The following is a 20851-nucleotide window of genomic DNA, read 5'->3' on the forward strand; positions in this document are numbered from 1 at the left end:
CGCCTCTATGAACCGGCATTGAGTGAGATGAAAAAGATTGGAGGCTTTCCTCTTGAGGACTATCCGCCAAGCTACGCCGGTGAATTCTGGATCGATGAACTCTACTTTCACCGGGGGATGTGCCTTTTCTTCCTGAAGCAATATTCGCGAGCCATCGAGGCCTTTCATTTAGTGGTTGGCCATTCCCGGAATGAGGAGATGGCTGAACGATCCCTTTTTGGGACTACCCGAGCGCTTTTTCGATTGGGGCGCAAAGAAGAGGCCCTCAATACCTTTTCCCTTTTTCAAAAGACTTATCCGCAAAGCCCCTTCATGGACCGGGCCCTTTACTTGAAAGCCCAGATTTTCGAGGAGCGGGGAGATATCCCCCAAGCCATAGCGCTTTACCGGGAATTGGCGGAAAGTTTTCCCCAGAGCTCCCTACGATTCCAAGCCATGTGGCAATCGGGATGGCTCTTCTTTAAAAACCAAGACTTGCGAGAGGCCATCCAAGCTTGGGATTTCTTGCAAACCCTGCATCCTCATTCTCCCTGGCCAGAGCAGGTGTTGTATTGGAAGGGCAAAGCTTTACTGGCGATGGAGCGCCCTCAGGAAGCCGAAGAAAATTTTCAGAAACTTCTTAAAAACTACCCAACTTCTTATTACAGCCAGTTAGCTGCAAACCGGGGCGAATCTTTCCAGACCGCGAAAGGATTTTCAGCCCCCCTGCAAGACCAACCTTTGGGGCTCCTCATCGAGGGAAAGAGCCCGTCTCCCGGATATGAAAGTGGGCACTTAGAAAAGGGCAGAATTCTGGCGCGTTTGGGATTATTACCGCAAGCCATAGAGGAACTTGAAGTTGCCGAGGAGGAAGGGAAAAAGGCTGAGGGAATCCAGAAGGAAATTTCCCGCCTCTACCGCGAAGCGGGTGAATATCATCGTTCCGCTCTTTTGGTGCGCAGGAACTTCAGCCTCAAACCCCTGACCGGCCGCCCTTTAAAGGAGGATCAGGACCTTTATCTCTTGGCGTACCCACTGGGCAAGCCTTCTTGGGTCAACCCGTACGCCCAGAACCAAAACCTGGACCCGGCACTGCTAAGTGCAGTCATTTTGGAAGAAAGCCGGTTTAACCCACAAGCTCTTTCCGTGGCCGGCGCTCGAGGGTTGATGCAGATCCTTCCCCGCACCGGACAACAGATTGCCCGGCAGTTAAGACTTCAGCCTTTTTCCGAAAGGCTCCTTTTTGAACCCGAAATGAACTTGCGCCTTGGAAGTTGGTACCTTTCCCATTTGCTGCAGGAATTCGGAGGGAAAGAAGCGTTAGCGCTGGCGGCTTACAACGCTGGCCCGCAGGCAGTCCGTGAATGGGTAACCCAAAAAAAACCGCTTAGGGAAGATGAATTCATCGAAAATATTCCTTATCGGGAAACGAGAAATTATGTAATTCGTGTGCTCAGCAGTGCCCGGGTTTACCGGGTGCTTTACGGGTTCCCCTCCAAAAAGAGCGACTCCTGAAAAGTCCTTCAAAACAAGACCTTGCGCTCATGGCCAGCCAAGTAATTTAGCGGCTCCACCGCAGCCCAGGCAGCCCGCTTCATGGAAATGAGGTGAGAAATGGAAAAAGTATTCCGCAAGATGGCAGCCACTCCTTCCCAGCCGATCTGGGACCAGGCATAGCCCGCTTTGTAAAGCTCGGTAAACTCCCGGTAAAAATCGTCCAGCTTGAGCTTGGTAGGAAGAACTGCGTGGACGTAATCGAAGAGCTCATAATTGGTGGTGACCAGTTTCTCTTTGAGGCGGGCAAACAGTTCCGTGCCGGGTAGCGGGGTGAGGATGGTCAAGGAGGGAGAGTAAAGCTTTCGGTCGAGAATGTACTGACGCAGTCGCCGGAAGTCATTTTCCTGGAAAGAGGGGTCGATGATGAAAGCGGCGATGACTTCCATTCCATGGGCCCGGAGGATCTTCAGGGCCTCCTCGTTGTTCTGGACTGAGTTGTGCTTGTTCAGCCGGCCAAGATCCTCTTCATCGATCTTCTCAAATCCAATGTAAACCTTCCAGAACCCGGCCTTTCTCAGAAGAGGAATGACCTCGGGGTGCTGGACGATCACGTCGCTGCGCGCCTGGAACATGAAGCGCTTCTTGATCCTGTTCCCGATGAGTAGCTCAGCGATGCGCTTGGCTCGGGGCACGCTGATGAGGAAGTTGTCATCCGCCAGGAAGATGTACTTATCCCGAATGGTTTTAATCTCCTCCAGGACGCGCTCCGGACTCATCATCCGACATTTTCCCTGGAAGAATTTCCAGACGCTGCAGAAATCGCAGCGGTAAGGGCAGCCGCGGGCCGTCTCCATGATGGAGAAGGGTTTTTGAAAACCCAGGTGGTAATGATACCGATATTGCTGGGTGAGGTGGCGCGCGGGCATGGGAAGCTCGTCGAGGTTGGCGATCAAAGGACGGGCGGGTGTATGGTGAAGACCCGATGGTTGGTTCAAGACTAGCCCTGGAATGGTCTGAAGGTCTTCTCCGCTCTTCAATGCCCGGACGAGGTCAGGGGTGGTATTTTCTCCTTCGCCGAAAACCACCCCATCGATGGATGGGCAGAAGAAATCTTCGGGGGAAAGAGAGGCATGGTGGCCACCGATAAATACTGGAACATCCTGACGCCAGTTTTTGATCCCTGCGGCGATCTCCCGGGTCTGGTAGACGTCGATGGTGAAGGAGCAGTTGATCCCGCAGAAGTCTGGCTGGAAGTCACGCAGAATTTTGGGTAGGTGATTTTCCAGGCGCAAGTCTAAAATTTTAACGTTGTGCTCGGGCATGCTACCGGCGATTGCCTCCAGGCCTAACGGCTCCACAACAGCCAGGCTCTGGAAGCCGAGACATCGATCCTGCGATGGCTGGATGAGTAAAATGTTCATTTTTTACATCCTTAGTAAAAGTTGGTTTTTTAAAAAAAGTCCCTTGTAATGAGCCTCGATTACAAGGGACCTTGCCCAGACTGGCGGGGTCGACGGGATTCGAACCCGCGGCCTCCGGCGTGACAGGCCGGCGTTATAGACCAGCTTAACTACGACCCCGGTAGGCGGAACAGGAATTGAACCTGTGACCTCCCGCGTGTAAGGCGGGCGCTCTACCCAACTGAGCTATCCGCCCTGAGCATTGAATATTTCCTCACCTTAAAAAATTATAACATAATTCTTTAGGAAAGAGGAAGGGTTTTGCGCGAGGAAGCCCTTGTAGGAGGTTCCAAGGCCTCATTTTACTGCTGATTTTAAAGCAGCTCCCGCCCGGAATTTGGGAACGTTAGCTGCCTTGATGTTGATCTCTTTGCCCGTTTGAGGGTTTCTTCCTTTGCGGGCAGCCCGACGGAGGACTGCAAAGGAACCAAAACCAACCAGGGTGACCCTATCCTTTTTTTTCAAGGCAGCAGTGACACTCCCCAGGAAAGCTTTCAGTGCTTTTTCGGCGGCAGATTGGCTAATGCCTGCCTTTTTGGCCATAGCCTTAATTAAATCACTTTTGGTCACGGTCTGGCCCTCCTCTTTTACAATAGATGATTCAAAAACATTTATTCTCTACCACGTTAATTTTTTTTGTCAAGGAAAATTCTTCTTTGCCCTTCCTCCAGTCCCGCCAAAGGCGGGACAATCTCCTCCCTGGGCTTGGGGGTGATTGCCAGGGCAACTACACCGGGATTGCGGAAAAAAAATTATCAGGCTGACTCGGCCTTTTTCTCGTAAAGGACGATCGGCTTTTCTTTGTGGTGAATGGTTTCTTCGTTAATGATGCATTCCTTAATGTTGGTTTGCGAAGGTAAATCGTACATGATGTCGAGCATGATAGATTCCAGGATGGAACGCAAACCTCGGGCTCCCGCCTTGCGTTTCAGAGCTTCTTTGGCGATGGCCACGAGGGCTCCGTCGGTGAAACGCAGTTTGACCCGCTCAAATTCGAATAGTTTTTGGTATTGTTTAATCAGAGCGTTCTTTGGTTCTCGCAGGATGGAGACTAAAGCGGCTTCGTCTAAATCATCCAGAGTGGCGGTCACAGGCAACCGGCCTATAAATTCGGGGATGAATCCGAACTTGAGCAGGTCCTCCGGCTGCACTTCCCCCAGCAACTCTCCCAGACGCCTTTCGGAGCGGCTTTTGATGTTCGCCCCAAAGCCCATGGTCTTAGACCCGATGCGCTGCTCAACAATCCGCTCCAAGCCAACGAAGGCCCCCCCGCAGATAAACAGGATATTTTGGGTGTTTACCTTGATGAAGTCTTGTTGGGGGTGCTTCCGGCCTCCCTTAGGGGGGATGTTGGCGATGGTTCCCTCGATGATTTTCAACAGGGCCTGTTGAACTCCCTCGCCGGATACGTCGCGGGTGATGGAGGGGTTCTCAGATTTGCGAGAAATTTTATCGATCTCATCGAGGTAGACGATCCCGCGCTGGGCTTTTCCCGCGTCGAATTCGGCGGCCTGGAGGAGGTTGAGGATAATATTTTCCACATCTTCCCCAACGTAACCAGCTTCGGTTAGGCTGGTGGCGTCGGCGATGGTAAAGGGCACATTGAGGATACGGGCCAAGGTCTGGGCCAGTAAAGTTTTCCCTGTCCCGGTAGGGCCGATCAGCAGAATGTTGGATTTTTGTAGCTCGACCCCGTCCAGTTCCAGGCGAGAATCGATTCTTTTGTAGTGGTTGTGAACGGCCACGGCCAGTATTTTCTTAGCCCGCTCCTGGCCGATAACGTACTGGTCGAGGATGGCCTTAATCTCCGACGGCTTGGGAACGGCCAGTTTGCGCAGGGCAGATTCTTCTTTCTCCACTTCTTCGACAATGATGTCATTGCACAGGGCTACACATTCATCGCAGATGTACACCGCTGGCCCAGCGATGAGCTTCTTCACTTCCTCCTGGCTTTTGCCGCAAAAGGAGCAGAAGAGCGATCCCAAACGGTCCGGTCCTTTTCGATCGACCATGGCAGAACCTTTTTTATGCTATCCGCTTTTGGGGAGTTCCTTCTTGAAGATGACTTCGTCGATCAAGCCATATTCCTTGGCTTGTTCCCCGTTCATAAAAAAATCTCGTTCCGAATCCTTCTCAATTTTTTCGATAGCCTGCTGGGTGTGGTGGGCCAAGATTTGGTTGATTTCGTCCTTCATCCGCAGGATTTCTTTGGAGTGAATCGCAATGTCTGTGGCCTGTCCTTGAACCCCGCCCATAAGTTGGTGGATAAGGATGCGGGAGTGGGGAAGAGCATAGCGTTTCCCGGGGTCGCCAGCCGCCAAAAGCACGGCAGCCATGCTGGCGGCCTGTCCCATACAAAGGGTCGAAATTTTGGGCTTGATGTATTGCATGGTGTCGTAGATGGCCAGCCCTGCGGTTACCAAACCCCCTGGAGAGTTGAGGTAGATATGAATATCCTTATCGGGGTCTTCAGCCTCCAGGTATAAAAGCTGGGCAATGATCAGGTTGGCCAGGTAATCATCGATGGGCGTGCCGATGAAAATAATCCGGTCTTTCAGGAGACGGGAATATATGTCATACGCCCGTTCCCCCCGGGAGGTCTGTTCGATAACCATGGGGATGAGATTCATTCTGTTACCTCCGGAAAAGCCTCTACCGGTGTCGTTGGAAGGGCATTGCCCCCTCTCATTATTTTAGCTTGGCTCAGCAGAAAATCAAGGGTTTTTTCCTCTAGCATTTGCGCCCGTAGATCTTCCCCAAGGTCTTTTTTTTGGTAGAAATTTTTTACTGCTTCCACGCGCTGGTTGGTCTGGGCTGCCAGCTTCTCAAATTTTTCTTCTAATTCGGATTCACTGACCGATAATTTTTCCACCTCAGCGATCTTCTCCAGGATCAGGCTACCCTGTACTTCCTTTTCGGCCATCGGCTGGAAGGATTCATGGAGTTTCTGGCGGTCCAGATTGCTTTCCTCGAGCTTCATCCCTTGCCGGGCCAGGCGAATTTCTGCTCTGGAGATGAGGTTTTGCACCTGCCGTTCGATCATGCTTTTGGGTACGGGGAAAGGATGTTTTTCTATGAGCAGATCGAGGATTTTCCCCTTGGCTGCCTGATGGGCTTGGTCTTTTTTCTGTTCTTCGAGGGTCTGGCGCAGGCGGGCTTTGAGGTCGGCGAGGGAACTGTAATCGCCAACATCTTTGGCCAATTCATCATCCAGAGGGGGAAGGATCTTCTCTTTGATTTCTTTGACCTTGAGGTGGACATGGATTTCTTTACCGGCCAGTTCTTTCTTGGGATAATTCTCGGGTAAAGTAATGAGGATGTTTTTCTCCTCGCTCTGGGAAAGGCCGATTAACTGCAGGTCTAAATCTCCGACTAACGTTTTTGAACCAGCTTCCACGAGATGGTTGTTGACCTTCCATCCCTCTAAAGGCTTTCCAGATAGGCTGCCCTCAAAATCGAGGATGACCAAGTCTTTCTCCTGGATGGGGCGAGGTGAATCCAAGGGTTTCAGTTGGGCATGAGAATCCTGAAGAATTTTGAGCTGGGCTTCGACTTCCTCATCAGAAATGCTGACCCCTGGCATCTCTACTTCCAACCCCAAGTATCTATCGACCGTGACTTCAGGTTTCACTTCAACCGTAACGGTGTAAGTAAAATCCTTTCCTTCCTCAAAGACCCGGTCAAGGACTGTGGGTTCGGCAACGGGCAAAAGGTGATGTTCTTCCACGGCTTTCCTGAAAGAATCCACGATCAGCTTGGAAGTAACCTCTTCCTCAATTTTAGTTTTATAATAGCGACTGAGGATAGACCGGGGTACCTTCCCAGGGCGAAATCCTTTGAGTTTTACATTCTGGTTTAAAGCCCGGTAGGTAGACTCCAGTTCTTCGGAAACAGTGTTGCTGGGGATTTCGAAGAAGATTTTTTTTTCATAAGGGCTGATGGTTTCGATTTGTACCTTCATGCGCACCTCGTTAACGTATGAATAGATCTCTTTACCACAGAGGACACAGAGGGCACAGAGAATAATGCCTTGCCTTCAGGGAAGGAGACGCGAAAGAAAGCTTTCCCAACTTTCCAATCAAAGTGATGTAATTCCTCTTGGAGTTCTGTGAGCTGCGGTCGATGATCGTGAAACAAAAGTTTAAATTAATTTATCAAAATTATAAGGAAAAGTCAAATTATCTATTGCAATTTGTCAATGGCAATTATCTATTGTAGAACTCAGAATCCGGACGGCGGCATTCAAGGAAAGGCCCTTTTTCCCAGGGCAGAATATTGATTGCCCAACGGGAAAAGTTAAATGAAGTTAAATGATCATTCCGAATTCAGCGATCCGCAATTGCCATAAAGGAGAGAAGGATGGTATGATCTTCGCGGAGGTAGAATGATCCCGACGCCCAATGAATGTTGCGCTCTTTTACAGGCCTATAAGGTTCCTGAACATATCATCCGACATAGTCGTGTGGTCCACCGGGTTGCCCTTCACCTCTGCCAGGAACTCAATCAGCAGGGAGAAAAATTGGATCAAGCGGAGGTGGAAGCAGGTTCTCTCCTTCACGATATTGCCAAGATGGAGGGGTTGCATACAGGGGAAAAGCATTCGCAAGCCGGGGCTATCTTGCTCGGACGTTTAGGATATCCCGAGGTAGCTGAAATCGTCCGCCAACATGTAGTTTTGGATGATGGAACCCCCCAAAATCAGATCACCGAAGCGGCGGTGGTACATTATGCCGATAAACGCGTTCAACACACTTCAGTGGTATCCCTGGCGGAACGTTTCCAGGACCTCAAGGAACGATACGGAAAAAACCCTGCAGCCCTTTCCTGGTTAGAAGATTTGGAGAAAAGGAGTCTGGCGCTGGAGAAGCGCATCTTTGAGAAACTTTCCATTAAACCAGAATCCCTTATTTCCCTTCAGCCTACTACTTTCCCGAGGGGGGAGCAAGCCTCTCCGGAAAGTTCATCAAGCCGTGATAAGTAAGCTTGCCCTTAACATCACCGAAGAAGCGGACATCTTTGACCACCCCTGAGATCGGGATGAGTTCTCTGCTAAACCAGATTTCCAGCTCCCCCTTTTTTTGGCCCCACATTTCTCTATTTAAAAAAATCCGAACGAAGAGGTCTTTTCCCGATTTATCGGTTTCCTCCGCCCGTTTGATTTCGGTTTCCTCTTTCGAGGCCACGCTCAAACGGATCGTCTCTTTCCCTTTCCTGGGCGAAGTCCGTAAAATGAATTCTTTTCCTGGTTCTACTTTGCCGTACACCCCAAAACGGAAATTATAAAAGGCTGTCACCGGGTCGTCGTAGAAGACCCCGGGGGGAATTCCCATCTCTTCCCGGTTTTTCTCCCCTTCTTTTTCAATCTCGATGAATACCTTGTGGGCAGCATAATCGTACATTGTGGTTTTTTTGCGGAACCATTCCCCGATGATAGAATTCTCCTCAAAACGAAGGGGGATCAGTCTCTGGCCATTATTGATCGTGCCCATCGTGGAACGATAAACTTCCCGCCGATAACGGGTGAGCCATCCCACTAACCCCTCCGCTTTGCCCTCGTGGAAAACCATATATTTACCGTTTCCCAAATTACGGAAATCGGCCATTCCTCCTCCGACTGGAAAAAATATCCAGAACCCTACTTCGTATTTTAATACTTCTCCGGAAAACCTTTGCCCAATTGGATCCGCCGTACTCTCCCCCAAGGAAATACCGGGAAGAAGGGAGAAAAGGAAAAGCCAAAAGGAGGTAATGAAATTGACTTTTTGCATCATAGCCGCAGAATCCTTATTGCCCTCAATAAAAATATTAAGAGGGGTATGAAAATCTGTCAAGAAAATTTCCTAAGATCTTCCCTTCGCCAAGCTTCAAAATCAGTGTTAAGTTAGAATTATTGTTGTATAATAAAAAACATCAATCAACCCGGGAGAAAAAGCTGACAACCTATCTGATCATCGGGAATGGGGTGGCGGGCAACTCGGCGGCAGAAAGCATCCGGAAAATCGATTCTCAGGGAAACATTTTGATGTTTTCCAAGGAAAAATATTATTTTTATTATGTGCCGGCGCTACCAGAATATTTAGCCGGGCGGAAGCAAGTGAAAGATTTTACGATCCACAACGAGAAGTGGTATGACCAAAACCGAATAGAACTCCATTTAGCCGCCGAGATTGTTGAGGTCGAAGCCCCGCAAAAAGCGGTTGTCACCAAGAGCGGCAGGAGATTTTCCTATGACAAGCTCCTGCTGGCCTGCGGGGGAAACAGTTTCCTCCCCCCGATTCCGGGTTCACAATCCCCAGGGGTTTATACGCTGCGGACGATTGATGACGCCGAACGCATTCGCCGGAGGGCTCAACAATGCCAAAAAGCGGTTGTGATCGGCGGCGGGCTGCTCGGCCTGGAGGCAGGAAACGGCTTGCGCCAAGTTGGGTTGGAAGTTTCTGTGGTGGAGTTTTTTCCAAGACTTCTTCCGCGACAAATGAATGTTGCCGGAGCTGCCCTCCTCAAAAGCCAGATGGAGGAAATGGGTTTTCACTTTTACCTGGGGGCCAAGACCCAAGAAATTATTCCCGAAAAAGATGGCCTTTGGGTTTGCCTGGAAGGAGGGGAGAAATTATTCGCGGAAATGGTATTAATTTCCGCGGGGGTCCGGCCAGAAGTGGCCTTAAAAAAATCTTTGGACCTACAAATTGACAAAGGGGTCAAAGTAGATGATTGGATGAAAACTGGGCTGGAAGGGATTTTCGCTGCCGGGGATCTTGTGGAGCATAGAGGGAGATATTATGGGATTTGGCCGGCATCCATGGAGCAGGGAAGAATTGCCGGGTCCAACATGGCAGGGCAAGAGCTGCAATACCAGGGGACGGTACCTTCCAATTCCCTCAAGGTGGTAGGGATTGATTTGGTGGCCGCAGGAGAGATTGACCCCGACGGAAAGATGGAAGCGATCGTTATGAAAGATGAAGCCAGAAGGACCTACCGGAAATTGGTCTTGAAGGATAATATGATCGTGGGAGCAATTCTATTCGGAGATATCCGGGGAAGTGACGAAATCCAAAAGGCAATTCAATTGCAAAAAAACGTTTCGTCTTTCAAGGGGAGCCTGGGTAACCAAACGTTTGACTTTTCAAAACTAAAGTAGGTAGGATCGTTAACCTATTGTAATACAATTATTTTCCATCTACGAGGCTCCCATTCTGGGGTCTTATACGGTTTTCGCATAAACTACTTTCACCAATCGTCAAAGTCATCGGTTGCTCGCACAATTCCTTCCCGCTCAGGGAATAAAAAGTTTATGGGACACTTCCAGGTGCAGAGAGAAAAGCGTTGTTGAAGCAACCATTTTTTGCACCCCAAAATTCAAAAGCCTCCAATGGTGAATGAAGAGCACCGTTAGAGGCTTCATAGCATCACCTTCCGGAATCCCCATCTCATATCGAACTCCAAAAGGTTAAAGGGTTAAAAAAGGAGCCATTTCAGTCAGGCTTTCATCACCGCTCCTTGAGCTGCGGAGGAGACCATCCAGGCATAAATGTCCAGGTAACCGTGGGGATACTTTTTCGGCGGGTGGACCAACTTCTCTCTCCTCATCTTCAGTAAGCTCCGGCCGGTACCTGCCGGTGGAAAACGATTTTTAGGCGATTATTTTTCTGGCCGTCTCCTCGGCCAGTTTCATGACCTCGTCCCGCCCTTCCACCTCACCCAATTTACGTAAGCCGCACCCCCGGATGAGATAATTGCTGGTAAATCCGTATCGCTTGAAAATAGGCTCGATCCGGGAAAAAAGGTCGGCGAACAGATTTTCGCTGGGCTGTCCCTGCGTTTGGATGAAGACGAGCTTTTTGCCGGGGGAAAGGCGGCTGGGATTCGGGTTGGTGTGAAAATCGGGAACAAAATAGGAGTAGGTCCGTTCAATAAAGCTCCTGAGAGTGCTGGCGACATCCCACAGATAGACGGGGGTCGCCATGACCAGCACATCGGCTTCCCGAACGCTTTCCAAAACCGGGGTCAGGTCATCCTGGAGAACACACTTGTCCGCTTTGGTTTTGCAGGCCATGCACGCCTGGCAGCCCTGATAATGGAGTTCATTCAGGACATAGGTTTGAACCTGGGCGCCAAGCTTCTCGGCGGTATCACAGAAGCGTTTCGCCAGGACAGCACTGTTGCCTTTGGACCTCGGACTTCCGAGCACACAAGTTATTTTCATAATTCCTCCTGTCATTTTTCGTTGGAGAGCTTTTTTCAGTTTAAATTACGTAACGTAACATAACATTTACATCACCTGCGCTCAATCCTATTTAAAAAAATTGTAAAGGGGAATGATGACCAAAGGTGATGCACTTTAAATAAGGGTAAGGCTAAAAGGGCGGTTTTACGGTCATGAAGGTAAAAACGTCCATGCCGTTAAGTTCTGCTTTGGTCTTTTCCCCATTCATGACGCGAATCATCTGATCCAACATCTCCCCCCGCAGTTCTTCCAGGGATTTTCCTTCAATCAGCCCGCCGGCGTTGACATCCATATCAACCTTCATCGCCCCATAAACCCTGGAGTTGCTGGCCACTTTAATCACCGGGACAGCTGGGAAGCCTGCCGGGGTTCCGCGGCCGGTGGAGAAGAACATGATTTGGGAACCGCTGGCCGCCAAACCGGCCATGGAATCTCCATCATAGCCCGGCCCGTCCTGCAAGATCAACCCTTTTTCCGTGGGCCACTCTCCATAATCGACGACTTGGTTGATGGTAGTTGATCCCCCTTTGAAGATACAGCCCATAGATTTTTCCGCGATCGTGCTCATGCCTCCATCCATATTCCCAGGTGAAATAACCCAACTGGCCAGATTGCCCATAATATCCTGGGTCCTTTGCTCGGCCTGCTGGACCATCTGTTCAATTTTACCGGCAACCTCCTTATTTTTGGCCCGTCTTGCCAGTACGTGAGCGGTCCCGATCATCTCCGTATTTTCTCCAAAAATAACCGTGGCTCCTTTCTCCACCAGCCAATCTGAGACGGCTCCCAAAGCCACGTTGGCTGTTACTCCGGACATGGCATCGGAACCACCGCATTCCATGGAGACCAGAAGCTTATTCCAGGTCAAGGGTACCCGCGGCTGCCCGCTGATCTCCGCCAGCATCCGGCGGGCCGCTGCGGCTCCTTTCTGGGCCGTTGGCAAAGAACCTCCTTCTTCCTGCACGTTGAAAATCTCGATGGGTTTGGCCGCATGCTCGATGAAAGGCCGTAAACTTTTGGTGTTGGATCTCTCACAGCCAAGGCCGATCAGTACCACAGCCCCGACATTGGGGTGATGAACCATGCCAGCCAAGACTCGAAAAAGAATTTGCGTATCCCTCGGCCCTCCTCTTCCGCAGCCATGAGGATGGGGGGCACAAACGGCTTCGGGTACTTCCCGGGATATGTGGTTGATAACCCCGTTAACGCAGGAGACCGTGGGTAGAACGAGGACATGGTTGCGGATGCCGAATTTTCCATTTTTTCTCTCATAGCCAGTAATCTCGCTCATTTCTTCCACCTTTTGCTTTCCAGGTTGTGAGTATGGACCCATTCTCCTTTTCTGATGGACCGGGTGCTTACAGCTACGGTCTCCCCGTATTTGATGATTTCTTCCCCCGCAGGAATATCCCGCAGGGCGATCTTATGGCTGGCCGGTATCTCATCCAAGACTGAAAACAGTTCCAGTCCCGTTCCCATGACTTGTTCTCCCGCTTTCAAGGTTCGTAAGGCTACCGCGACATTATCGCGGGGATGAATCAAGAGGGCGTTTTCTTTCATCCTGCCTCCTACAACCAAAGAAAAAATACGCATAGCGTCTTTTTTGTTTCTGCGTTTATCCGTGGAAATCCGTGGCCAAATTAATTTAAAACCGCTCTTCCGCCATGCGCCATGCGCATGGCGTCTTATTTCTTCAGGTACTGCATGGTCCCATCTTGAACTACGGCCACCTTGGCCTTGTTGGGGAAATCTTTTTCCAAAATGGCCAGAACCTCTGGCCAAGTTTTGACGAAAATGGCATCATCGCTATGGCTGATCAAGTCGAGGCTCGTCCGGTCTGGGTAGGGGGCCATGACAATTAGCTTCCTCATCAGCCTCTGCAGAAAACCCTTAGCCCGGGGGGTATAATGGCGGCCGCCGTATTCACTCCCCCAGGCCCGCATCACGTAATGGGGAACCTGCCCTTCAGGGGCATCGGAAATAAGCACGGCCGTTCCTTCACGGGGTTTCAGGAGCATTAAGGATAATAGCAGGGCGATGGCCGATTCATTGGCCTTGCCATAAGCATTACAGATGGCCAGGTCATATCCGCTGGCGTGGGGAACTCCATAGTGTTCTCTTCCCTCTTCCGCGCCGGCAGCGTGAGTGGCCTGGAAAAGTCCGGCATACAGGTTGGTAATCTGTCCCCGGCGGTTGACCAGACAATCAACTTTAAAATTCAATTCCACCGCATCCCCCGCAGCATCGCACTCGGCGCGCATGATGTTATTTTCAAAATTACCCAGGCCGGTGCGCCCTTTGTCTCTGTATAGCTGATTGTGAAACTGATTGATCGTTTCGATTCCCGCCACCCCAGGAAGAACGATTTTGGCACCTCCCCCGAACCCTACGTGGACATGGGGAGTGATACATCCAATCCCGATTTTTAGGTCGCAAGCCATAAACTCACGGTTAAAACAGAGCTCTACCCCGGTTGGTGTTCTTCCCACGCGCACAGTATTTTGGAAGGGATCATGATTGTGTATGGCATAATTTTCCGTGATCTCCTCCCCCAATTTTTTGCGAGCGTTGGTCATATCAAAGGCTCCGTGAGCGCCCAGGGCCCACAGGAAGCGAATTTGGTCTTTCTTCAACCCGGCCTCATGGAGGGATTCTAAGATATGAGGAGCAACGTCTTTGACCGGGGTCGGACGGGTCATGTCGTCAAAGACGATAACTACTTGCTTCTTTCCTCTGGCCATTTCCTCAAGGGTAGGCCCTGAGAGAGGATGATGGATCTTTTCTCTAATTTGCCCGGAGGTGAGGCCAGCCTTCTCGAACCCGGGCGGGTTAAGATTGTCTACCTGCCAGTGGTCCGGGAAGGTCAATTCCCATTCCTTATTCTCATACCAGAGGCGGGATGGAATGGAGACTTTTTGCATATATACTCCTAAAGAATTGGCCAAGCGCAAAGCGCATAGCGTAAAAACCATGGAGGATTTGCCCCTTTTACTCTTTTACTCTATGCTCTTTGCTCTTTGCTGTTGGTTATCCTACCAGGATTACGATCACTTTCCTCGGCCCGTGCATTCCTTTGAAGAGGACACCTTGAATATCGCCCGTCATGCTTGGCCCGGTGATAAATAAGAATTGGCTTGGCAGGGTTTTGAGGTTACCGAATACTTGATCCACCACTCGCTCATAGATTGGATTCATCCTCTCCACTGGCACGATGGCGATGTGCAGAATCGGGGCCAGGGACACAAGCCGGGCCTGATCTTTGTTATGAATGAGGCCCAGAGTTCCTGACTCGGCCACGGCGAAATCGGCCCCGGTGATTCCGGCTTGGGCTTCGTTGAAAACCGCATCCCGAAAGGAGTCCCGATTCGGAAAATCGTGGGGGGTCATGACGGTCACATCGTTTCTTTTGCCCCATGCCGGCAGGTCCAGCGTGGCTAACACATCATCCGTTGAGACCATCACCTTTTTCAGGCCTTCCGCTCGGGCGATTTCAGCCAGCTTTTCCAAGGCTCCCTGGTTATTCTGCACCCGATAGACGACCCCGGTTTCCTCCACGAGGCGCTCGGTAAATCTATGGATCATTTCTTCTTGGGTCATAGAGAGTTCACTCAAGGGAGGTAAATCCGGTCGCGGGGATAAGGATTGCTTCGGAGCGGTTTTCAATTTTTGGAGTATTTCTTCGCGGGCACTGTGTTCCATTTCTTCCTCCATATAAAATTAAGGCTAAAGGAAAAGGCTATATCTTTTTAATTTCCTTCCACCGATCATGGAAAGTTTTTGCGGCCATGGCCGGTAAGTCTCTGGTCCTGAACCACCCCTGGAAAGGTCCCTTCATTTTGCTGATTACCCCGTCATGAGCATCTTTATTAATGAGGGGGCGAACCATGCGGATTCCCAGGTTCCAAAGCCAGGCCCGGGTTACCGCCGAAATCCAGGCTTTGAAAAAACGCTTTTCTGAACTGGGACGCTTTTTCCCTTTCCAGTAAGGGTCACCCAGCACGTCTTTGGACCGGTAATAAAGGAACATGCTGGGATGGTCAATCCCTACGGGGCACACGCTTTTGCATGCCCCGCAAAGGGTGGTGGCCCGGTAGAGGTCCTGGGTCCGGTCCAATCCTAAGAGCAATGGGTTTAGGACCTGACCCATGGGACCGGAATAAGCCCAGCCATAAGCGTATCCACCGATCTGTCCGTAAACCGGGCAGATGTTCAAACAGGCGGCGCAGCGGATACAGCGCAGGGCATCCCGGGCTTTCAGATCCTGATAAATCTTGGTCCGGCCGTTATCGATTATGAGAATAAAAAGTTCTGCCGGCCCGTCTATTTCGTCTTTTTTCTTGGGGCCGCTGTCCATCGATACGTAGGCGGTGAGTTTCTGGCCGGTGCAATTCCGGCTCAGGAGCCTGATCATATGCAGGGCATCCTTCATGGTGGGAACCACCTTTTCCAGGCTCATCACCGATACCTGGGTTTTGGGGGAGGATTTGGTGAGGCGGATATTCCCTTCATTTTCCACGTTGATAATCGTTCCGGTTTCGGCAACAGCCATGTTGACTCCGGTGATCCCCATCTGCACATGATGAAATTTGTCCCTGAGGAATAACCGGGCCGCGTAGCCCAACTGGACCGGGTCTAATGTCGGCTCCTTCATGTTTGCTTTGGCCATAAAAAGGTCGCACACCTCTTCCACCGCGACATTGATGGCCGGACCCACGATGTGGAATGGAGGGCGATGTAATTGCTGAGCGATGAACTCCCCGAGGTCAGTTTCCCAGGGTTCTATGCCGTTTTTACTCAAGATTTCGTTGAGGCCCATTTCCTCAGTGACCATGGATTTCCCTTTGGTTACATACTTGACCCCCCGTTCCTTGGCCAGCTGCAGGATGGTTTCATTCGCTTCTTTGGCGTCGCGAGCCCAAAAAACTTTGGCTCCATTGGCCAGAGCGTTCTTTTCGAATTCCTCCAGGAGTTCCGGCAGCCGGGCCATCGCCTCCTGACGGATGGCTGCCCCGTAGGCTTGAGCGGCATCGATATTGGGAAAAGTACTGAGGCCGATATCCCGCTTCATATTCAGAACGGGGGGCATTACCTTCAGGAAGGCGCGGGAACGGGCATTTTGCAGTTCTCTTTTGACCGCTGCGGTAAATTGTTCGGTTTGAATTTCCATTATTGTCCCTCCCTTCCGTTGGGGGCCAGAAAGTTGGCCAGGTGCATCGCTTTTTTTCCGGGGTGATTGCGGCTGAGGAATCCCCCGATATTCAAGAGGCAGCCAGGTTCGCAGAGGAGTAAAAGATCGGCGCCGCTGGACAAATAATTTTCCACCTTGTCCTTTACCATGGATTCGGAGATGTCGGGAAAGTTGTTGGCAAACTCGCCCCCAAATCCGCAGCAGGATTCGGCCGCATTCAGGGGAACCAGCTGGGTCCCTTGCACAGCCTTGATGAGTTTTTTAGGTTGTTCGGAAACCCCAAGGCCACGGAGGATGTGGCAGGACTCATGATAGGTAACCTTACCTGCAAAGGAGGCCCCCACATCTTCTACATTCAGGACGTCCACCAGGTATTGTGAAAGTTCAAACATCCGGGGGGCGAGTTCCTCTGCCCGCCTGCGCCATTCCGGCTCATTCTCGAAAAGCTCTGGATAGTGATACTTCACCGTGCAGACACAGGATCCGGAGGGGCTAACTACTTGTTCATCGTCCCCGAAAACCTTGATAAAATGCTTGGCCGCCTTTTGGGCCTCTTTTTGATAACCGGCATTTATGGCCGGCTGGCCGCAGCAGGTCTGCTCTTCGTGATATACAGGGTTGATCCCCAACCGGCGTAGCAGGGTTACGGTGGCTTCACCGATATGGGGCAAGAAAAGATCAACCGTACAGGGTATGAATAAGGAAACATTTTTCATCGTATGCTCCTTTTAACAGAATAGGGATAAGCAACTTTTATTGAGGGTTCATGGTTTTATGAGGTTTCAACTTAGCAAAAAAAAAGGAGAATGGTCAAGGATAAAAAAGCGGTAGGAATAAGAGCCTCCCTGGATAGCTTTTGGCAGCTACGGGGACGCCACAATCTGCTCGGCGTCCCCGGAGATGAGGTACAGAAAGTGATAATGAAAAGGATATGCTTCCCAAAAGAAGTCTTTAGATCATTTTCGGATCCCCATCTTGATGGCCAGGGGCAGGTATCTTTTGTATTCTTCCTGCATGAATTCCCAAAATTCTTTTGGGCCGAGGTAGGCGAGCGGTAACATCCGCGGCACCTCCGGGGCCAAAGCCGATGATCATTTCGATAGGCTTGGTGGGATAAGCCGGAGCGGATTGAGCGGGACAGGGCAAAATGGCTAAAATCAGAACGAAAAAAGAAAACAGCCAGAGAGACTTTTTCATTTCTTTACCTCCTTTTAATGATTAGAATTTGGAATATTGGAATACTTCCTTTTACTTCGCCTCTTCCTTATCTCCCAGGAGATATTCTTTTATTTTCGGTTTCCGATAACGGGCGTAGAGAGAAAAAATGGTCATGAGAACACCGGCGATCAGAAAAATCAGGGTCAGAGGCCGGGTAAACAATAACACCGGACTCCCTGCGGCCATGCTCAGGGATTGGCGGAGAGCGCTTTCCAGCATGGGAATGAGGATCAGGGAGAGGACCATGGGAGTAGTGGGGACGTTTACTTTGTCCATCAGGTAACCGAGGATCCCGAAGAAAAGGGCGGTCCAGACATCGAAGAAATTGTTCCGCACGCTGAAGGCCCCGATGAAGCTGAAGAGGAGGATCATCGGCCCCATGATGTAATAAGGAACCGCGACCATTTTGGCCCATAACCCTACCAGGGGGAGGTTGAGAATGAGAAGCATCACATTGCGTTGGGGTCGTGCCAGGAGGCAGCCATATCCGTGGACCGGTTCCTCAGGGGCGATGGACTGCGCTGGAGTAGGGGATTCTGGAGCGGACCTTATGTCAAGGAATACGAAGTCGATTCGGCCCGAGCCAAAGGAGGTCCGAGAAGAGAGTTGGAGCGGGTTCCTGTGGCCCAAAGGAGATTGAATAAGGAAACCGAAAAAGTCCTCTCCCCGCAGGCTGCCAAGAGAGAAGTAGAACGTTGTCTGAGTTGCGGGCGAGCGGCGGAGTGGAATAAGACCTGTTGGTATTGTTTGCCGTGCGAAATCGAATGCCCGGTGAAAGCCCTCGAGGTGAAGATGCCCTACCTGGTTCGTTGACCCGACCTCAGAGGCCGGAACTTTCCTTGTACGATCTTTATTCCGCATTCCGCAATCCGAATTCCGCATTGGGAGGGAATGCCCTACCTGGTTCGCTAATCTTGGGTCTTAACCATGTTTTTTAGGAGGCACGCTTTCTCTAAATTTTTCTATCCGCCTTTTCAAATTATTCTGGTAAAAGCGCGGAGTCAGTATTTTGGGTCGACTTCAGGGGACAAGGTTTTAAGCTATGGGGATGGACTGGAAGTGGAAGGCTGATCTGGCGGAGGGTAGGGGAGGTATAAGAAAGTCAGGAAGGCAAAGAGCGGCAGAATAAAGGAGATTTGGAGGGTGAAAGGTAGGCCAAAGTTGTCGGCTACCCAACCTAAGGCTGTGGTTACAATCCCGCCAATTCCCATGGCCAGTCCCAGGATTAACCCAGAGGCCATACCAACATTATGAGGCATGAAACTCTGGCCCATGGCCATGGTTACAGCGTTGGAGGAAATGATGAACAAACCGGCGATAGCAAAAAAGATCAGAGAAATCACGCCCGTCGTAAAAAAGAAGAGATAGAGGAAGACCGAAGTCAACCCCAGGCTGAAGAGAACAGTCCGTTTGTAGCCGAAACGGTCGGCCAAAGGACCCCCGGTTACGACGCCGACCGTTCCGCACAGCAAGAAGACAGAAAGATACTTCCCGGCGACCAAAGGATCGTGATTTAAAATTTTAATGAAATAAAAAGGAACGAAAGTCAAGAGGCTAAGGCGCGTCGCCGACCTGAGGACTACGACCAGTAAAAGTAAGGCCATGGAAAGAAACCTTCGCCGGGAAGTACCGGGATCCGATGAATATTTGGCGTTCAGGGCCGGAGGGCTCACCTTAATCCTCCAGCGTTTTGTGGTAAGAAAAACAGCCAACATGGCGATTCCGGGAAGAACAAACCAAAGCGAGCCTTTTAAGCCAAAGTGAGTGAAGAACAAAGTCGCCAGAATCGGCCCTGCGGCGAAACCGAGGTTTCCTCCGAAATGAAAGAGGGATATTGCCGTTGCTTTCTTCTGACCGCTCAAAAAGTTTACGGTCTTAAATCCTTCGGGATGGTAGCTGGCCTGTCCAACTCCACTCAAAGACGCGAAGAACAAAATCCAGGCATAAGAAGGGCCCAACCCCAAGAGGCCCAGCCCCAGAGAGGCGATGAAGGGGCCGGCGGGAAGGAGCCACCTGGTAGACCAGCGGTCAGAAAAATATCCAAAGATAGGCTGGATGACCGACGAAGTCACATTAAAAATCAGAATAATCAAGGCGGTCATGGTGTAAGTGAGGCTAAGAGAGTCCTTGATGAAAGGAAGAAAGGCCGGGAGGGCGCCGGTATTGATATCGGTGACAAAATGTCCGGCGATAAGCAGGATAAGAATCTTGAAGTTCATCGCGGAAAAATTCCGATTATTTTTTGAGTCCCACCGGACATACCTTTAGACAGATGGCACAGGCATGTCCTCCTTCTGTAACCCAGCCCAGCTCCTTTTTTTGATTCACCCGGTAGGTACTGCAGGCGGATTTATCGATATTCCAGTAGTACCACAACCCTCCCGGAAGGAAAGGCGCATCCGTGATTCCTTCCCTACGGCGCTCTGAAAACACTCGCGCCGGACAGCTTTTTATGCAAGCGTACTCGCATTGATCCGGCTTACAGAGTTCTTTCTTCAAGGGTTGATTGGGTTTCAACGGCGCGTCGGTGATCACTGTCCCCCAACGTTGTCTGGGGCCGAATTGGGGAGTAAGCACCAGGGATTGCAGCCCGAATCTTCCCAGGCCAGCGGCCACCGCCGCGTGTTTTTGGGAAATGTCTCCCATCAATCGTTTGCCGTCCAATGAGTGGGGCCCGATGGCTATGGCCTTGTACTTTTCCCGGACCAAGATGTCCGTGATCTTGAGAATCAGTTGGTCCAGAAAGCTGTTGATGGCGAAATACATCGTATCAAACAATCGGCTGGGAGTGGTTTCCACGGTGGCATCCGAGAGTCTTTTCCCCACTACGATGACTGCCCGGCAATCCGGCAAGATATCCTGGGGACGGAACCCCGGGGGCGCGGCGGCCAGGGGTTCGGGAGAAGCAACACCAAAAAGGTCGCCGCCCGATTCGATGGTGAACTGCCTATTTTGGATGGTTAACTCTAAATCGGTTTTCACTCCCTTGCTCATGAAGCCCCCTTTCCTATAGATTCTGTTGATTCAGCAGAAAAGAAATTTATAACTTTCATTGTCATCTTGTCAATGACTGTTAACCTGATCTTGAAAATGAAACGGCAGAAAGGTTGACCATCCTATTCATCATCTTCTGAAAGCTTGCGTATAGTGGTGATTGTTGAGACCTGACCTCGTCCAGAGCTTATTTTCATTTGACAAGTCCTGAGATGTGGCATAAATTCCGGAAATGGCCCGATTGACATCTTTGAGCCATTCATAAAGAATAAAAATAACTTACGGAACAGC

At 50.6% G+C, this 20851-nt stretch carries 21 protein-coding genes and 2 tRNA genes; 4 read left to right on the forward strand and 19 right to left on the reverse strand.

Annotation, left to right across the window (positions count from 1 at the left end; all coding sequences use genetic code 11):
- Positions 1-1494, forward strand: a 1494-nt coding sequence (locus Q7V48_03965; protein MDO9209892.1) for a transglycosylase SLT domain-containing protein, incomplete at its 5' end; no start/stop codon positions are given.
- Between the two features lie 8 nt (positions 1495-1502).
- On the opposite strand, the gene Q7V48_03970 is transcribed toward Q7V48_03965, so the two are convergent.
- From Q7V48_03970 to tig, 7 genes are all read right to left on the reverse strand, one after another.
- The gene (locus Q7V48_03970; GenBank protein MDO9209893.1) at positions 1503-2897 is read right to left on the reverse strand and encodes a radical SAM protein; all 1395 of its coding nucleotides are present in this window, start codon (positions 2895-2897) and stop codon (positions 1503-1505) included.
- A gap of 81 nt (positions 2898-2978) precedes the next feature.
- Positions 2979-3056 (reverse strand) — tRNA-Asp (locus tag Q7V48_03975).
- A gap of 2 nt (positions 3057-3058) precedes the next feature.
- Positions 3059-3132, reverse strand: a tRNA-Val gene (locus tag Q7V48_03980).
- A 101-nt stretch (positions 3133-3233) separates the two neighbouring features.
- Positions 3234-3506 (reverse strand): HU family DNA-binding protein, encoded by a 273-nt coding sequence (locus Q7V48_03985; protein ID MDO9209894.1) that lies wholly within the window; start codon positions 3504-3506, stop codon positions 3234-3236.
- 185 nt (positions 3507-3691) lie between these two features.
- Complete coding sequence (gene clpX / locus Q7V48_03990) at positions 3692-4948, reverse strand: ATP-dependent Clp protease ATP-binding subunit ClpX (GenBank protein ID MDO9209895.1); 1257 nt, start codon at positions 4946-4948, stop codon at positions 3692-3694.
- Between the two features lie 18 nt (positions 4949-4966).
- The gene (clpP, locus tag Q7V48_03995; protein ID MDO9209896.1) at positions 4967-5566 is read right to left on the reverse strand and encodes an ATP-dependent Clp endopeptidase proteolytic subunit ClpP; all 600 of its coding nucleotides are present in this window, start codon (positions 5564-5566) and stop codon (positions 4967-4969) included.
- Positions 5563-6897 (reverse strand): trigger factor, encoded by a 1335-nt coding sequence (gene tig, locus Q7V48_04000; protein ID MDO9209897.1) that lies wholly within the window; start codon positions 6895-6897, stop codon positions 5563-5565. The genes clpP and tig overlap by 4 nt, the downstream gene beginning before the upstream one ends.
- A gap of 423 nt (positions 6898-7320) precedes the next feature.
- On the opposite strand from tig, the gene Q7V48_04005 reads away from it, so the two are divergent.
- Positions 7321-7917, forward strand: a complete 597-nt coding sequence (locus tag Q7V48_04005) for an HDIG domain-containing protein (protein MDO9209898.1) — start codon at positions 7321-7323, stop codon at positions 7915-7917.
- On the opposite strand, the gene Q7V48_04010 is transcribed toward Q7V48_04005, so the two are convergent.
- Positions 7859-8704, reverse strand: a complete 846-nt coding sequence (locus Q7V48_04010) for a DUF3108 domain-containing protein (protein MDO9209899.1) — start codon at positions 8702-8704, stop codon at positions 7859-7861. The two genes, Q7V48_04005 and Q7V48_04010, sit on opposite strands and share 59 nt — an antisense overlap.
- Before the next feature lie 125 nt (positions 8705-8829).
- Between Q7V48_04010 and Q7V48_04015 the strand changes: the two genes are divergently transcribed.
- A complete protein-coding gene (locus Q7V48_04015) occupies positions 8830-10074 on the forward strand; it encodes an FAD-dependent oxidoreductase (GenBank protein ID MDO9209900.1) in 1245 nt (414 codons plus the stop codon).
- Positions 10075-10566: 492 nt separating this feature from the next.
- Here Q7V48_04015 and Q7V48_04020 read toward each other — a convergent pair whose 3' ends face one another.
- From Q7V48_04020 to Q7V48_04060, 9 genes are all read right to left on the reverse strand, one after another.
- Positions 10567-11139 (reverse strand): flavodoxin family protein, encoded by a 573-nt coding sequence (locus tag Q7V48_04020; GenBank protein MDO9209901.1) that lies wholly within the window; start codon positions 11137-11139, stop codon positions 10567-10569.
- Between the two features lie 151 nt (positions 11140-11290).
- Positions 11291-12451, reverse strand: a complete 1161-nt coding sequence (locus Q7V48_04025) for a UxaA family hydrolase (GenBank protein MDO9209902.1) — start codon at positions 12449-12451, stop codon at positions 11291-11293.
- On the reverse strand, positions 12448-12720 hold the full coding sequence (locus Q7V48_04030) for a UxaA family hydrolase (protein MDO9209903.1): 273 nt from the start codon (positions 12718-12720) through the stop codon (positions 12448-12450). The genes Q7V48_04025 and Q7V48_04030 overlap by 4 nt, the downstream gene beginning before the upstream one ends.
- 125 nt (positions 12721-12845) lie before the next feature.
- Complete coding sequence (locus Q7V48_04035; GenBank protein ID MDO9209904.1) at positions 12846-14081, reverse strand: lactate racemase domain-containing protein; 1236 nt, start codon at positions 14079-14081, stop codon at positions 12846-12848.
- A 106-nt stretch (positions 14082-14187) separates the two neighbouring features.
- Entirely contained in the window at positions 14188-14859 is a 672-nt protein-coding gene (locus Q7V48_04040; protein MDO9209905.1) for a lactate utilization protein C, read from the reverse strand.
- Between the two features lie 37 nt (positions 14860-14896).
- Entirely contained in the window at positions 14897-16327 is a 1431-nt protein-coding gene (locus Q7V48_04045) for a lactate utilization protein B (protein MDO9209906.1), read from the reverse strand.
- Complete coding sequence (locus Q7V48_04050; GenBank protein ID MDO9209907.1) at positions 16327-17064, reverse strand: (Fe-S)-binding protein; 738 nt, start codon at positions 17062-17064, stop codon at positions 16327-16329. The genes Q7V48_04045 and Q7V48_04050 overlap by 1 nt, the downstream gene beginning before the upstream one ends.
- Before the next feature lie 235 nt (positions 17065-17299).
- Positions 17300-17545 carry a hypothetical protein gene (locus Q7V48_04055; GenBank protein ID MDO9209908.1) on the reverse strand — a complete coding sequence of 82 codons (246 nt, stop codon included), beginning with the start codon at positions 17543-17545 and terminating at the stop codon, positions 17300-17302.
- Positions 17546-17596: 51 nt separating this feature from the next.
- Positions 17597-18016: a tripartite tricarboxylate transporter permease gene (locus tag Q7V48_04060; GenBank protein ID MDO9209909.1), complete on the reverse strand. Its 420-nt coding sequence runs from the start codon at positions 18014-18016 to the stop codon at positions 17597-17599.
- Between the two features lie 39 nt (positions 18017-18055).
- On the opposite strand from Q7V48_04060, the gene Q7V48_04065 reads away from it, so the two are divergent.
- Positions 18056-18379 (forward strand): hypothetical protein, encoded by a 324-nt coding sequence (locus Q7V48_04065; GenBank protein ID MDO9209910.1) that lies wholly within the window; start codon positions 18056-18058, stop codon positions 18377-18379.
- A gap of 227 nt (positions 18380-18606) precedes the next feature.
- Here Q7V48_04065 and Q7V48_04070 read toward each other — a convergent pair whose 3' ends face one another.
- A complete protein-coding gene (locus tag Q7V48_04070) occupies positions 18607-19785 on the reverse strand; it encodes an MFS transporter (protein ID MDO9209911.1) in 1179 nt (392 codons plus the stop codon).
- Positions 19786-19801: 16 nt separating this feature from the next.
- Positions 19802-20560, reverse strand: coding sequence for a hypothetical protein (locus Q7V48_04075; GenBank protein MDO9209912.1), 759 nt, complete (start codon positions 20558-20560; stop codon positions 19802-19804).
- Between the last annotated feature and the right edge of the window lie 291 nt (positions 20561-20851).

Source organism: Deltaproteobacteria bacterium (genome assembly GCA_030654105.1).
GTDB lineage: Bacteria > Desulfobacterota > SM23-61 > SM23-61 > SM23-61 > JAHJQK01.

Excerpts from the sequence above, each read along its gene's own strand:
- Q7V48_04075 (MDO9209912.1), bottom strand. The coding sequence starts at position 20,560 with ATGAGCAAGGGAGTGAAAACCGATTTAGAGTTAACCATCCAAAATAGG.
- Q7V48_04060 (MDO9209909.1), bottom strand. The coding sequence starts at position 18,016 with ATGCTTCTCATTCTCAACCTCCCCCTGGTAGGGTTATGGGCCAAAATG.
- Q7V48_04050 (MDO9209907.1), bottom strand. The coding sequence starts at position 17,064 with ATGAAAAATGTTTCCTTATTCATACCCTGTACGGTTGATCTTTTCTTG.
- Q7V48_04070 (MDO9209911.1), bottom strand. The coding sequence starts at position 19,785 with ATGAACTTCAAGATTCTTATCCTGCTTATCGCCGGACATTTTGTCACC.
- Q7V48_04035 (MDO9209904.1), bottom strand. The coding sequence starts at position 14,081 with ATGCAAAAAGTCTCCATTCCATCCCGCCTCTGGTATGAGAATAAGGAA.
- Q7V48_04030 (MDO9209903.1), bottom strand. The coding sequence starts at position 12,720 with ATGAAAGAAAACGCCCTCTTGATTCATCCCCGCGATAATGTCGCGGTA.
- clpX (MDO9209895.1), bottom strand. The coding sequence starts at position 4,948 with ATGGTCGATCGAAAAGGACCGGACCGTTTGGGATCGCTCTTCTGCTCC.
- tig (MDO9209897.1), bottom strand. The coding sequence starts at position 6,897 with ATGAAGGTACAAATCGAAACCATCAGCCCTTATGAAAAAAAAATCTTC.
- Q7V48_04055 (MDO9209908.1), bottom strand. The coding sequence starts at position 17,545 with ATGAAAAAGTCTCTCTGGCTGTTTTCTTTTTTCGTTCTGATTTTAGCC.
- Q7V48_04045 (MDO9209906.1), bottom strand. The coding sequence starts at position 16,327 with ATGGAAATTCAAACCGAACAATTTACCGCAGCGGTCAAAAGAGAACTG.
- Q7V48_04025 (MDO9209902.1), bottom strand. The coding sequence starts at position 12,451 with ATGAGCGAGATTACTGGCTATGAGAGAAAAAATGGAAAATTCGGCATC.
- Q7V48_04020 (MDO9209901.1), bottom strand. The coding sequence starts at position 11,139 with ATGAAAATAACTTGTGTGCTCGGAAGTCCGAGGTCCAAAGGCAACAGT.
- Q7V48_04005 (MDO9209898.1), top strand. The coding sequence starts at position 7,321 with ATGATCCCGACGCCCAATGAATGTTGCGCTCTTTTACAGGCCTATAAG.
- Q7V48_04010 (MDO9209899.1), bottom strand. The coding sequence starts at position 8,704 with ATGCAAAAAGTCAATTTCATTACCTCCTTTTGGCTTTTCCTTTTCTCC.
- clpP (MDO9209896.1), bottom strand. The coding sequence starts at position 5,566 with ATGAATCTCATCCCCATGGTTATCGAACAGACCTCCCGGGGGGAACGG.
- Q7V48_04040 (MDO9209905.1), bottom strand. The coding sequence starts at position 14,859 with ATGGAACACAGTGCCCGCGAAGAAATACTCCAAAAATTGAAAACCGCT.
- Q7V48_03970 (MDO9209893.1), bottom strand. The coding sequence starts at position 2,897 with ATGAACATTTTACTCATCCAGCCATCGCAGGATCGATGTCTCGGCTTC.